Source organism: Snodgrassella sp. B3837 (genome assembly GCF_026535955.1).
In the GTDB taxonomy this organism is placed as follows: Bacteria; Pseudomonadota; Gammaproteobacteria; order Burkholderiales; family Neisseriaceae; genus Snodgrassella; species Snodgrassella alvi_E.
The window spans coordinates 17,044-30,369 of sequence record NZ_JAFNPI010000001.1 but is presented as its reverse complement, the minus strand read 5'-3'; the positions used below and the strand labels follow the sequence as shown (position 1 = coordinate 30,369).

Here is a 13,326-nt window from a genome sequence, read left to right as displayed (position 1 = left end):
CAGTATATTTAACCATCAGTATGATGATATAAATCACAGGCGCACGTTGCACATAAGTAGGAAATAAAAAGGCAGATAAATGATATCTATTCAGAAAACAAGTTACGGTCTCAATGTTGTATTGCATAACGACTTTACACTTAAAGACTTCAATCAACTGGAAGAAGCATTATTATCAGCCATTAATCAAAAACAACAGCCTGATTTATTGCTGGATTTGAGCCAAATGAAAGACTTTACCATCGATATGGCTCTAGAACATCTACGATTTTTACGCCAACATGCACATGACTTCGGCCGTACCGCTATCGTTGTTGAAGACATATGGATTCGGCTTGGTGCACGTTTTGCCAATCTATTGACATTGCAACACCCAAAATACTTTAGTGAAATCGAACCAGCACAAAGATGGCTAGAGCAGAATGCTCAAACCACAACTGTTATTGGTAACAATCATTAAATGCATCAATTTAAATTGATATATTCTACTTTTACCAAATAAACCTATTCCAAAAATAATAAAATATTTAGCATAATTAATCACAATAGGTTTATCCAATTAGAAATGGTCTGAGCAAGTACTTCCGGTTGCTCCAAGGGAATCATATGCCCGCAATTGTTAATGACTTTAAGGCTGGCCTGTGGTATAAATTCCTGCAACTCTTGTGCCTCATTCAAAGAGCGCATCTGATCCTGTGCTGCAGCAATAACCAGAGTTGGACAAGAAATTTTCTGGTCAGTTGGCGTTGCCCGATTGAGCAGCGACTGTCGTTTTAAAACCTCAAACCCTAAACGTTCACTCATACCACGAATACGGGCAATTAAATCCATATTATTCTGATTATCCGGACGCAAAGTCTGCATAATGGCTTTGTTTCCTAATCCTCGAAAATGTAAATGTTGCTGAATCTCTAATGTATTCAGCTTAGCCGTATGCTGTTCAGGAGTATCTTCACGTAATGACGATGCGATTAACACCAGAGCGGCAACCCGTTGCGGATATCTTGCAGCTAAAGCCCTTGCAACAAATCCACCCAGAGAAAAACCAATCAGTACAAACCGTTTCGGTGCAAAAGCTGCTATATTCTCCGCCATTGTTTCAATATTTTCACCCTTGGACAAGGAAGCACAGCATACAGATTGAGAAACAGGTAAACAAGATTTCATCTCATCCCATAATGTTTCATCCAGCATAAAGCCGGGAATACATACCCAGGGTAAAAAGCCTTGGTCGGACATTTTATAATTCACCATCAAAAAAAATTATTTTTACAAATTAAATATCAGCTTAATTTCTACTCTGCCCACTAACAAATCAAAACAGGTATTTTGTATTCTGCACATAAATAAAAATACAGCAGGCTTAATATATCAGTATTCTATATCAACTCAAGCTAAAGCATTTAAAGCAAAACAGCGAGCCATTTTTCAAGATAACAATCATTAATTGTCTCTATTTCCCTAGCAAGCAGAAATACCATTACAAATACTCACTTTAGCAAGTAATTAGTATTTTCAACCAACGCTATCATCAATCACCGCGCCCTACACATGCACAAAATTTCTCAACCACATCCTCTGAATAATAAACATTATGCCATCCTGCATAGATGCAATACATATAACTATATCCGCACCTTAAACCTCAACATTCACAGCAAAATTGACTTGACACAGCACATATCGCAAAATTAAACATTCATTAACATTATTAATTGATTGAGAGGAAATCATGACCCAAAATTTTATTTTAACCAGTTCCGAATTTAAAAATGGCGATACCGTTGATTCCTCCTATCAAAGTGACCGAGATAATCAGTCGCCAGCATTAGCATGGCAGAATGCACCGGCCGGAACCAAAAGTTTTGCAATTCAATGTCATGATCCGGATGCACCAACTGGAGGTGCAGGCTGGTGGCACTGGATGGCAGTCAATCTTCCTAAAGACGTAACCGAATTACAACGCAATGCCGGAGCAGCAGATGGGCAAAATCTTCCCTTAGGTGCACAGCAACTACGTAATGACACAGGAACCCTAGGTTATTCAGGATTCTACCCACCGGAAGGCACTCCGCCCCATCGTTATATTTTTACCATTTATGCTTTAGATACCAATAAAATTGATTTGCCGACGGATGTAACAACCAGCCATGCAGGTTTTATAATCAACAGCCATGCTATTGCTCAAGCTTCGATTACTATTTACTACGGTCGATAATTAATTCAATAATATTAATTTATCACCAAATATAAAAAAGGTTGGCCTTCAAAGACCAACCTTTTATTCATAATTTTTCTTCAATCTTCTATGGGTTTTTCTTTTGCCACCGTATCTATCAGATGCGAAATACTCATACCCCGTTCAAGAGAATCGTCATAAATAAACGTCAATTCAGGTGTTCGGAAAAGAGTAATTCGCCGCGCCAGTTCACTGCGCAAATAGCCTCTAGCATGTTCTAAAGCTTCTTCAGTAACAGCACGTGTAGCATCATCCAGCACCGTATAATAAATAGTAGCGTGGCTATAATCACGAGTTACTTCAACTTCATTAATCGTAATAAAACCGGCTCTCGGGTCTTTCAGACCCACACGTACCAAATTGGCCAACTCACGCATAATTTGCTCTTTGACACGATCCTGACGTGCATAACCGCGTTGTGGTTTGCGCATAATCATTCCTTTCTATGAACAGGCAAAGAATACAGGCAGCCCAAAATATCCTTTTAGGCTGCCTGTTACTGCTCATTATCTTCAAAGTTTACGGGCAACCTCAACCACTTCAAATGCTTCCAGCTGATCACCTTCCATAATGTCATTATAGTTTTTCAGCATCAAACCACATTCAAAGCCCTGCCGTACTTCTTTAACGTCGTCTTTGAAACGTTTTAATGAAGCCAGTTCGCCAGTATGAACAACCACATTATTACGAATCAAGCGTACATGCGAGTCACGTTTAATTAAACCATCCGTAACCATACAACCAGCAATATTGCCTACCTTAGATACCGTAATAACCTGACGGATTTCTACCGTACCGATTACATTTTCTTTCTGCTCAGGTGCCAACATGCCACTCAAAGCAGCTTTCACATCATCAATAGCATCATAGATAATGTTGTAATAGCGGATTTCAATACCTTCATGCTCAGCCAGTTTGCGTGCAGTAGCATCAGCACGGACATTAAAGCCAATAATCACAGCACCGGATGCAATCGCCAAATTAACATCAGATTCGCTTACGCCACCTACACCACTGTGCAATACATCTATACGTACTTCATCAGTAGATAGTTTACGCAAGCTTCCAGCCAAAGCCTCATAAGAACCCTGTACATCGGCTTTAATGATAATCGGCAGACTTTGTGCCTGATTTTCACCCATGTTATTAAACATGTTTTCCAGTTTTGCTGCCTGTTGCTTGGCTAAGCGTACATCGCGGTATTTACCCTGACGGAACAATGCAATTTCACGAGCTCTTTTCTCATCTGCCAGTACGATGAAATCTTCACCCGCATTAGGCACATCAGATAATCCCAGAATTTCAACTGGAATAGATGGGCCGGCAGCAGCAATAGTTTTGCCATTCTCATCCACCATAGCACGTACACGACCGAAAGTTGTACCGGCCAGCACCACATCACCTTTGTGCAGAGTACCACTTTGTACAAGCAAAGTTGCCACAGCACCACGCCCTTTATCCAGCCGTGATTCAACAACAATACCTTTAGCAGCAGCATCAACCGGTGCTTTCAGTTCCAGCACATCCGCTTCGAGCAGTACTGCTTCCAGTAAAGCGTCAATATTCGTACCCTGCTTAGCAGAAACATCGATGAACTGTACATCACCACCCCATGAATCCGGCACCACCTCATGTGCCGTTAGTTCTTGGCGAATACGTTCCGGATTAGCGCCTTCTTTATCAATCTTGTTTACAGCCACAACCAAAGGTACTTTGGCTGCTTTAGCGTGAGCAATCGCTTCTATCGTCTGTGGCATTACGCCGTCATCGGCAGCCACAACCAAAATAACGATATCAGTAGCCTGAGCACCACGAGCGCGCATAGCCGTAAATGCTTCATGCCCCGGAGTATCCAAAAAGGTAATCACACCACGAGGCGTTTCAACATGATAAGCACCGATGTGCTGAGTAATACCACCGGCCTCACCCTGTACCACACGGGCACGGCGAATATAATCCAATAAAGAAGTTTTACCATGGTCTACGTGACCCATTACTGTCACCACCGGTGGACGTGGCAATGCTTCAGCTTCAGTAACAGTCGTATCCTCATCCAGAAATGCTTCAGGATCATCTGCTGCCGCAGCCTTACCGATATGACCCATTTCTTCCACAACAATCAGGGCGGTCTCCTGATCCAATGACTGATTAATGGTCACCATCATACCCATCTTCATCAGGGTCTTAATCACTTCAGCTGCTTTAACAGCCATTTTATGAGCCAGCTCCGCCGCCGTGATGGTTTCTGGTACCAGCACTTCATGTACTACCGGTTCTGTAGGTGCTTGGAATGCATGCTGATTCGGCTCTAGTTTAAGCTGTTTCTTACCACCTTTTTTACCACCACGTCTACGGCTGTCTTCGCCATTACCCATATCTGTTCCGCGACGGTTTTTACCTCCGCGAGCAGATTTATTTTTAGGCATATCATCTTCACGCTGATGACGTTGCTCATCTTTTTTGCGCCGTGAACCTGAATCAGTCCCGCTATCCGCAGCTTTGACAGAAGCACTGCTAACCGATTTCTTCTCAGTCGGTTTGGCTGAACGTACTTCTGCAGATTTCTGCTCGCTGGCGGCTTTGCTTTGTTCCATAGCTTGTTGCTTGGCCGCTTCTCGGCGCGCCTGACGCTCTTGCTTCTGTTTCAGCAGCATTTCACGCTGTTCTCGTAAAGCCTCTGCTCGACGTGCTTCTTCATCGCGTTGAGCTTGCTCTTCCGGACTAATAATCGGTTTGGCTGCTTCGGCCACCAAAGCAGCCAAATCCACTTTCTTCGCATTATTACGATTACGATTGCGTTTGGATTTGTGCTGCTCATTTTTATCTGCTGCTTTTTTATCAGCAGGAACTTCTGCCTTAGGAGCTACCACTTCAACCTGCTGTTGTTTAACTTCTTGTTGTTTAACTTCTTGTTGTTTCACTTCCTGTTTTACCACTTCTGTCTGCACAGCCTCCGCTTTAGGTTTTTGTTCGGTTTTACTGGCCGTGGCTGCTGCTTTCAAACGCGCCGCCTCTGCAGCTGCGGCAGCAGCAGATTCTTCTCTGCGTTTTGCTTCAGCCTGCTCTTCAGCGGCTTTTTTCGCCTGTAGCTCAGCTTCAGTATCTACCTTAACTGGTTCTGATTCATGTTTAACAGGTGCCTGCTTTTCTTCAGACAAACTGACCTGCTGTTCTTCAGGTGGCACTACAATACGGCGACGACGACGGGTTTCAACCTGTACCCCACCTACCGTACTCTTTTCGGCCTGCTTCTTACGATTCAGTGTGATGGTACTGGCAGACTGACTACCATTAGACTGCTTTAAATAAACCAGCAATTGTTTCTTATCTTCAGCAGTCAGTTTATCTGACGCTGTCTGTTTATGTACTCCTGCTTCGGCCAGCTGTGTCAACAGTCTAGTAGTAGACATATGTAGCTCCGAGGCAAATTGTTCTACAGTTATTTGATTACTCATTCGCGTACCCTCATACTTCGTCAAACCAGTGGGCGCGTGCAGCCATCACCACTTTCTTGGCGGTTTCCTCATCAATGCCAGTAATTTCAATCAGTTCGTCAACTGATAGCTCAGCCAGATCATCACGGGTTTTAATTCCCTCATTAGCCAAATCATGCAGCATCTCCTGATCGACACCCTCAAGATTTTTCAGGTCTTCATCCATGCGTTCCAGCTGCTCTTCAGAGGCAATAGCCAGAGTCAGAATCGCATCACGAGCACGGTTACGCAACTCTTCAACTGTACTTTCATCAAAACCTTCAATTTCCAGCATTTCCTGAACAGGCACGTAAGCCACTTCTTCCAGACTGGTAAATCCTTCTTGAACTAGCACTTCGGCCACATTTTCATCAACGCCAAGATTGTTTATAAAGAGTTCACGAATAGCCTTATCTTCGGCTTCGTGGCGTTCCTGCGCCTCTTCCACAGTCATAATATTCAGTTGCCAGCCAGTCAGTTCTGCGGCAAGTCGTACATTTTGACCACCACGACCAATCGCCAGTGCCAACTGGTCTTCAGCCACAATCACATCTACAGAATGGTGATCTTCATCAATCAGAATGCGCGTAACCTCAGCCGGACTTAATGCATTAATCACAAATTGAGCGGTTTCAGGTGACCACAAAACCACATCTATACGTTCACCAGCCAGCTCCTCAGTAACCGCATTCACACGAGAACCACGAACACCGATACAGGTGCCTTGCGGATCAATGCGGGCATCATTTGATTTCACCGCTATTTTGGCGCGTAAGCCAGGATCACGAGTGACTTCTTTAATTTCTAGCAGACCGTCCTCAATTTCGGGCACTTCCATTTCAAACAGTTTCAGCAAAAATTCACGCGAAATACGCGTCAGGATAACCTGATTGCGATTGCCGATCTGGTCGACACGTAAAAACAGAGCTCTTACACGGTCTCCATTTCGAAAATTTTCCCGAGGAATCATCTGATCACGCGGCAGCAATGCTTCCAATCGTCCGATTTCCACAATAGCACCATGCCGTTCCATACGTTTAATCGTACCAAGAACCAGATTATCTTTGCGTTGTAAGAATTCATTTAAAATCTGTTCGCGTTCTGCATCACGGATGCGCTGCAGAATAACCTGCTTAGCGGTCTGGGCACCAATCCGGCCAAATTCAACATTCTCAATTGGCTCTTCATAATATTCACCAATTTGGAGCGTTGTATCCGGAATTTCTTCCTGTATTTCTTCAATCGTTTTCTGAATATCCGGATACGTATAATCCTCATCCGCCACAATCAGCCAGCGGCGAAAACTGCGGTAATCGCCAGTATTGCGATCAATCACTACCCGCACATCCATATTTTCACGCTCGGTTTTTTTCTTAGCTGCACTGGCCAGAGCAAACTCCAGTGCACTAAATACTACTTCTGTATCAACGTTTTTCTCACTTGCCAAAGCTTCGGCCAGTAGTAAAATTTCACGACTCATTTAATTCTCCTTGCAAGCCTGCGCTTACAACAATATGAAAATTTAATTTAAAAATCAAACTCTGGCTTTAAACGTGCTTTGTCAACATTCTGCCATTCAATACATACCGTTTTACCGGCTGCAACCGCTGCACGTTTGGCCCTGCGTATTTCATTCGCCTCTTCCAGCGTAATACTAATCAAACCATTATCATCAATACCATTGATGCGACCGATAAAATTTTTCTGGCCATCAATCGGCAAACGGGTTTTAATCTTAGCCAGTTGTCCTGCAAAACGTGCAAAATCAGCAGGCTTAGTCAGCGGACGATCCAAACCAGGACTGGAAATTTCCAGACGCTGATAATCAACATCTTCCACCGCCAATACACGACTTAAGTGGTTGCTAACAGCCACACAATCATCCAGAGAAATGCCGCCTTCAGCTTTATCAATAAAGACCCGTAAATCTCCTTGCGAAGTCAGCTCATAATTCACCAACTCATAGCCCAGACCTGGCAAAGTTTTTTCCAAAATGCCCTGAATATCCATCTGTGCTCCGTAAAAACAAAAAAATGGCCTCAGGGCCATTTCTCAATAATTCGAAAAATTTCTTTATTTTAACTCATTGTTGAAAAAAAAGAAACCACCTGCCATTATTTTGATTGTCCATATCATACGATAAAACTAGACATATCAATCAATTGTATCGGTTCTTATATTCTTACAACTTCTTAATAGTTCAATCTTAAAAACTTTTAGCTTAACCCTTGGTTTTATTACAACAATACTTGTTACTACCTTAACTTAAACTGTCTGAAAACAGCATATTTACCACAAATAAGCACTCATTGCACACCAAGAGCACACATCAAGGTCTAATAAATAAAAAATCTATAAAAACCCAATATTAAGGGATTGGCTAAACCCCATGTTAAGACTAAACTGCTCCCCCTGTTAAACACATCAATAGGGTAAATAAATGCGTATACAGTTTTCTGCCAATACGACAATGACACTTGCAGCATTGGGCATTGTCTACGGCGATATTGGCACCAGCCCTCTGTATGCCTTAAAAGAAAGCTTTCGCGCATCTTCTTTAGCGCCCATTGAAGCAAATATATTAGGTTTTGTTTCTCTTATTCTCTGGTCATTGCTTCTAATAGTCACCTTGAAATATGTACTTTTTATTTTGCGAGCTGACAACAATGGTGAAGGTGGAGTGGTAGTCCTCATGCAACAGGCTATGCGGCATCTAAAAGGGAAACCAGTCTGGATTGCCATGATGATGGGGCTTACCGGCACAGCATTATTTTACGGCGATGCCATGATTACCCCTGCTGTTTCTGTACTTTCAGCTGCTGAAGGCCTGACCGTCATCAATGAAAGCTTTCGGCCATACGTAATGCCGATAGCACTGGCAATCCTATTCGGATTATTTCTGATACAAAAAAAGGGCACTCATAAAATCGGCAAATTGTTTGGCCCTGTTATGCTAGTTTGGTTTAGTGCCATCGGCTTGATAGGTCTCTATCAGATAGTACAGGCACCAAGAATAATTCTGGCATTCAATCCCTACTATGGCATCAAATTTGCCATCGATCATGGCTGGGATGGCTTTATCGGATTGGGTTGTGTTGTATTAGCTGTTACTGGTGCTGAAGCTTTATATGCCGATATGGGGCATTTTGGTCGCCAGCCCATTCAAACAGCATGGATTAAAATAGTGTTGCCAAGCCTGATAGTCAATTATCTGGGACAGGGAGCATTGATTATGCATAACCCAACGGCAATTAACAACCCTTTCTATTTGAGTGCTCCACACTGGTTATTAATCCCATTAATCATACTTGCTACCTTCGCAACCATTATTGCCAGTCAAGCTGTTATAGCTGGTGCCTATTCTCTCACTCGTCAGGCCATTCAGCTTGGATTCGCACCACGCATGAACATCATCCATACCAATAATGAAGAAATTGGTCAGATATATCTGCCATTAGTCAACTGGTTATTACTAACTGCCGTTACCTTAGTTGTGTTGGCTTTTCATGATTCTGAACATCTAGCCTCAGCCTACGGCATTGCCGTTACCGGAACCATGGTCATTACCTCATGCCTGTTTTGTGTTGTCATGATTAAAAACTGGCACTGGCCTATACCCATTGCAGTAATGCTTACCTCATTGTTCCTTTGCTTTGATCTGGTTTTTTTCAGCAGCAATCTATTGAAACTTATTCATGGAGGTTGGTTTCCCGTAATGGTAGCTTTGATTGTCGTTACTCTTTTTTCAACCTGGCGCCGTGGACAATGGCAATTGCATCAAGCACAGCAAAGCAAAGAATTTTCACTTGATAACTTTGTCGAAAATCTACATGACTTCCCACCACAGATAGTTACAGGTAATGCCGTATTTATGGTATCAGATCCATTCAGCGTACCTCGCGCATTACTTCATAACCTTAAACATAATAAAGTCTTACATAGCTACAATGTCTTACTCAGTATCAAAACCAAAGAAATACCTTATATCGCCGATAATGAACGCATTGCCATGAAGCAAATAGGGCCACGTTTTACCCGCGTAATTGCAAATTACGGATTTCAGGAAACCGCCAACATTAGCCACATTCTGTCATTGATGGCCGAACAAGGCATCACACTTGATACCATGGATACATCGTTTTTTCTTTCTCATGACAGCATCGTCGTTGCTGCTCGAACCAAACATGGCAATATGGGACGCTTACGCGCCCGCATATTTAAATGGCTATATAAAAACAGCGCAACAGCTACAAACTACTACCATATCCCTGCTAACCGTGTAGTCGAACTGGGCGCTCAAGTAGTCATTTAACCAACATACCCGTTACCAAAACAGGAAAAATTTATGAGTATTAAAATTGGTATTGTCGGTGCTACAGGATACACAGGAGTAGAATTACTGCGCCTTCTTGCCCACCACCCCGAAGCAGAAATCATTGCCGTTACCAGCCGAAATGAAGCAGGAATAAAATTAAGTGAATACTTTCCCAGTCTGCGTGGGCAGTACGATGATCTGGTGTTTCAACATCCAGAACAAGCCTCTTTAAAGGATTGTGACGTCGTTTTTTTTGCTACTCCCAATGGCATAGCTATGCAGGAAGCACCACCTTTACTGGCACAAGGTGTAAAAGTTATTGACCTATCAGCGGATTACCGCATCAAAGATGTTTCTCTGTGGCAACAATGGTATCCATTTACTCATAGTAGCCCAGAATGGGTTGCGAAAGCTGTATATGGTCTGTGCGAACTAAACCGCAGAACCATCGCCAATGCACAATTAGTAGCGAACCCAGGCTGTTATCCGACCTGCGTCAGCCTGCCTTTAATCCCATTGCTGCAAAAGCAATGCCTGATTGATAATCAGCCAGTAATAGCAGACTGCAAATCTGGCGTTTCCGGTGCAGGGCGCAAAGCGAGCTCCAGCAATCTGTATGCTGAATGCAGCGATAATTTTAAGGCTTATGGCATTAGCGGCCATCGTCATTTACCCGAAATAAGACAAACCCTTAATCATCTACACCCCCAGATGGGAAACAATCTCGTTTTTGTTCCCCATCTCACCCCCTTGATTCGCGGCATGCATGCCACCATATATGTACAAGTAAAAAAAGGTTACAATCCAGCCGAACTGATTGATGAATACTATTGTAACAGCCAAGTAGTAGACGTCATGCCAGTTGGCAGTACGCCGGAAACTCGATCTGTTCGCGGAGCAAATCTTTGTAGAATCAGCGTACAGCCAGCTCCTGAAAATAACACATGGATAATTCTGTCGGTTATAGACAATCTAGTTAAAGGCGCAGCCGGACAAGCAGTTCAGAATATGAATATCATGTATGGGCTTGACGAAAGCTGTGGATTAACATTTGTTCCCCTATTGCCATAACTAGCCGGCAGGATAGACAATCCAGTATGCACTTATCTTTTAAAAGGAATTGCCATGTCAGAAACCGACATTGAAACACCCATTGTATTTACCGAAAGCTGCTGTACTAAAGTTAAAGATTTGATTGCTGAAGAAAATAACCCCGATCTTAAACTGCGGGTATTTGTAACTGGAGGAGGTTGTTCTGGTTTTCAGTATGGCTTTACGTTTGATGAAATCGTAAATGAAGATGATTTTGAAATTGAAAAAGACGGATTAACCTTTTTGATTGATCCAATGAGTTACCAATATCTTGTCGGAGCAGAAATTGATTACTCCGAAAGCCTGCATGGTTCGCAATTTGTCATCCGCAATCCAAATGCCACCACCACATGTGGCTGTGGCTCATCTTTTTCTGTTTAACCGTAAAACTTTAAAATATCAATTCAGCTAAAATAAATCATAATTAACTAAATTTAAAAAACATCAACCAGCCAAAACAGGCTGGTTTATTTTTTTAATTAAACAATGAACATTAAAATATAATTAAATTGACAAGTTTTAAAAAAATTTGTCATCTTCAATAAAATGTAAAATAACAAGTTATTTACATTAGTATTTTTATACCAAGCTTATAATAATCAAGGTGCCAGAGCAGTAAAGGCCTTTCTTAGTTAATAATAAATTAATAAGGAGCTTTACCATGAACCATGATTTAAAAAAATGTCCAGTTACCCACCTGACCACCGATCAGGGTGCCCCGGTATCTGATAATCAGAACAGTCTCACCGCCGGTCCTCGTGGCCCATTATTGGCACAGGATCTGTGGCTAAATGAAAGACTGGCTAATTTCGTGCGCGAAGTTATTCCCGAACGACGAATGCATGCCAAAGGTTCTGGTGCATTTGGTACATTTACTGTCACTCACGATATTACACAATACACATGTGCCAAATTGTTTAGTCAGATTGGCAAAAAGACCGAAATGTTTGTTCGCTTTTCAGAAGTAGCAGCCGAACGTGGAGGCGGCGATGCAGAAAGGGATATTCGAGGATTTGCCATGCGGTTCTACACCGAGCAAGGCAATTGGGATATAGTTGGCAATAACACACCGGTTTTTTTTCTGCGTGACCCTCGCAAATTTCCAGATTTAAACAAAGCAGTTAAACGGGACCCTCGTACCAACCTGCGTAGCCCTACTTACAACTGGGACTATTGGACACTACTACCCGAAGCCTTTCATCAAGTCACCATTACTATGTCAGACAGAGGCATTCCAGCTAGTTATCGTCATATGCATGGTTTCGGTTCCCATACATTCAGCTTTATCAATGCCAACAAAGAACGATTTTGGGTTAAGTTTCATTTCCGTACCCAACAAGGCATCAAAAATCTTACCGATGAAGAAGCTGCCAACATCATGGGACAGGATCGGGATAGTCATCAGAGAGATCTCTACAATGCTATAGAGAAAGGCGATTTTCCAAAATGGACTATGTACGTTCAAATTATGCCCGAAACCGATGCAGAAAAAGTACCTTATCACCCATTTGATTTATCCAAAGTTTGGCCACATGGAGATTATCCGCTGATCGAAGTAGGCGAATTCGAACTAAACCGTAATCCCGATAACTATTATCTTGATGTTGAACAAGCTGCCTTCGCCCCCAGCAATTTGGTTCCGGGAATAAGCGTTTCACCCGATAAAGTATTGCAGGCTCGTTTATATAACTACGCAGATGCTGCTCGTTATCGCGTTGGCGTGAATCATCATCAGATACCAGTAAATAAAGCCCGTTGTCCCGTATTCAGCAATCATCGTGATGGTTTAACTCGAGTAGACGATAACTACGGTAGTCTGCCACATTACGAACCAAATAGTTTTCATCAGTGGCAAGAACAACCGGAATTCAGAGAGCCACCATTAAAAATACACGGAGACGCAGACTTCTGGAATTTTCATGAAGACGATAATGATTATTTCAGTCAGCCTCGAGCTCTTTTTAATCTGATGAGTGATGCTCAAAAACAAATATTGTTCGAAAATACCGCACGAGCCATGGGGGATGCACTTGATTTTATTAAATATCGCCACATCCGCAATTGCCATGCCTGCCACCCTAATTATGGCGCCGGTGTAGCCAAAGCCTTAGGCATGACCGTTGAAGATGCGCTGGCTGCGCGCAGCAGCGATCCAGCTCAAGGTTGCGCGGTTTTAATTTAATTATTCATGTCTATCAGAAATCCTT

General features: G+C 42.6%; 11 protein-coding genes. 6 read left to right on the top strand and 5 right to left on the bottom strand.

Annotation, left to right across the window (positions count from 1 at the left end; translation table 11 throughout):
- Positions 1–79 precede the first annotated feature (79 nt).
- Positions 80–460: an STAS/SEC14 domain-containing protein gene (locus J3U67_RS00135; RefSeq protein ID WP_267391101.1), complete on the top strand. Its 381-nt coding sequence runs from the start codon at positions 80–82 to the stop codon at positions 458–460.
- A gap of 80 nt (positions 461–540) precedes the next feature.
- On the opposite strand, the gene J3U67_RS00130 is transcribed toward J3U67_RS00135, so the two are convergent.
- Positions 541–1,239: an alpha/beta fold hydrolase gene (locus J3U67_RS00130; RefSeq protein WP_267391100.1), complete on the bottom strand. Its 699-nt coding sequence runs from the start codon at positions 1,237–1,239 to the stop codon at positions 541–543.
- Positions 1,240–1,732: 493 nt separating this feature from the next.
- Between J3U67_RS00130 and J3U67_RS00125 the strand changes: the two genes are divergently transcribed.
- Positions 1,733–2,218, top strand: a complete 486-nt coding sequence (locus tag J3U67_RS00125; protein WP_267391099.1) for a YbhB/YbcL family Raf kinase inhibitor-like protein — start codon at positions 1,733–1,735, stop codon at positions 2,216–2,218.
- Between the two features lie 80 nt (positions 2,219–2,298).
- On the opposite strand, the gene rbfA is transcribed toward J3U67_RS00125, so the two are convergent.
- The 4 genes from rbfA to rimP form a co-directional block, all read right to left on the bottom strand.
- Positions 2,299–2,670 (bottom strand): 30S ribosome-binding factor RbfA, encoded by a 372-nt coding sequence (gene rbfA / locus J3U67_RS00120; RefSeq protein ID WP_100141364.1) that lies wholly within the window; start codon positions 2,668–2,670, stop codon positions 2,299–2,301.
- Between the two features lie 81 nt (positions 2,671–2,751).
- On the bottom strand, positions 2,752–5,694 hold the full coding sequence (gene infB, locus J3U67_RS00115) for a translation initiation factor IF-2 (protein ID WP_267403262.1): 2,943 nt from the start codon (positions 5,692–5,694) through the stop codon (positions 2,752–2,754).
- 10 nt (positions 5,695–5,704) lie between these two features.
- Positions 5,705–7,192, bottom strand: coding sequence for a transcription termination factor NusA (nusA, locus tag J3U67_RS00110; RefSeq protein ID WP_100141305.1), 1,488 nt, complete (start codon positions 7,190–7,192; stop codon positions 5,705–5,707).
- A 47-nt stretch (positions 7,193–7,239) separates the two neighbouring features.
- Positions 7,240–7,722, bottom strand: coding sequence for a ribosome maturation factor RimP (rimP, locus tag J3U67_RS00105; RefSeq protein ID WP_100141306.1), 483 nt, complete (start codon positions 7,720–7,722; stop codon positions 7,240–7,242).
- A 430-nt stretch (positions 7,723–8,152) separates the two neighbouring features.
- Between rimP and J3U67_RS00100 the strand changes: the two genes are divergently transcribed.
- The 4 genes from J3U67_RS00100 to J3U67_RS00085 all read left to right on the top strand — a co-directional run bounded on the left by J3U67_RS00100 (position 8,153) and on the right by J3U67_RS00085 (position 13,301).
- Positions 8,153–10,024 carry a potassium transporter Kup gene (locus J3U67_RS00100; RefSeq protein ID WP_267391097.1) on the top strand — a complete coding sequence of 624 codons (1,872 nt, stop codon included), beginning with the start codon at positions 8,153–8,155 and terminating at the stop codon, positions 10,022–10,024.
- Between the two features lie 33 nt (positions 10,025–10,057).
- Positions 10,058–11,098, top strand: coding sequence for an N-acetyl-gamma-glutamyl-phosphate reductase (argC, locus tag J3U67_RS00095; protein WP_267403261.1), 1,041 nt, complete (start codon positions 10,058–10,060; stop codon positions 11,096–11,098).
- Between the two features lie 54 nt (positions 11,099–11,152).
- Complete coding sequence (gene erpA / locus J3U67_RS00090; protein WP_100141308.1) at positions 11,153–11,500, top strand: iron-sulfur cluster insertion protein ErpA; 348 nt, start codon at positions 11,153–11,155, stop codon at positions 11,498–11,500.
- 280 nt (positions 11,501–11,780) lie between these two features.
- Entirely contained in the window at positions 11,781–13,301 is a 1,521-nt protein-coding gene (locus tag J3U67_RS00085; protein ID WP_267403260.1) for a catalase, read from the top strand.
- The last annotated feature ends 25 nt before the right edge of the window (positions 13,302–13,326 follow it).

Bases quoted from the DNA above. Each gene is read 5' to 3' on its own strand.
- J3U67_RS00125 (WP_267391099.1), top strand. From the start codon at position 1,733: ATGACCCAAAATTTTATTTTAACCAGTTCCGAATTTAAAAATGGCGAT.
- J3U67_RS00130 (WP_267391100.1), bottom strand. From the start codon at position 1,239: ATGTCCGACCAAGGCTTTTTACCCTGGGTATGTATTCCCGGCTTTATG.
- J3U67_RS00085 (WP_267403260.1), top strand. From the start codon at position 11,781: ATGAACCATGATTTAAAAAAATGTCCAGTTACCCACCTGACCACCGAT.
- rbfA (WP_100141364.1), bottom strand. From the start codon at position 2,670: ATGCGCAAACCACAACGCGGTTATGCACGTCAGGATCGTGTCAAAGAG.
- nusA (WP_100141305.1), bottom strand. From the start codon at position 7,192: ATGAGTCGTGAAATTTTACTACTGGCCGAAGCTTTGGCAAGTGAGAAA.
- erpA (WP_100141308.1), top strand. From the start codon at position 11,153: ATGTCAGAAACCGACATTGAAACACCCATTGTATTTACCGAAAGCTGC.
- argC (WP_267403261.1), top strand. From the start codon at position 10,058: ATGAGTATTAAAATTGGTATTGTCGGTGCTACAGGATACACAGGAGTA.
- J3U67_RS00135 (WP_267391101.1), top strand. From the start codon at position 80: ATGATATCTATTCAGAAAACAAGTTACGGTCTCAATGTTGTATTGCAT.
- infB (WP_267403262.1), bottom strand. From the start codon at position 5,694: ATGAGTAATCAAATAACTGTAGAACAATTTGCCTCGGAGCTACATATG.
- J3U67_RS00100 (WP_267391097.1), top strand. From the start codon at position 8,153: ATGCGTATACAGTTTTCTGCCAATACGACAATGACACTTGCAGCATTG.
- rimP (WP_100141306.1), bottom strand. From the start codon at position 7,722: ATGGATATTCAGGGCATTTTGGAAAAAACTTTGCCAGGTCTGGGCTAT.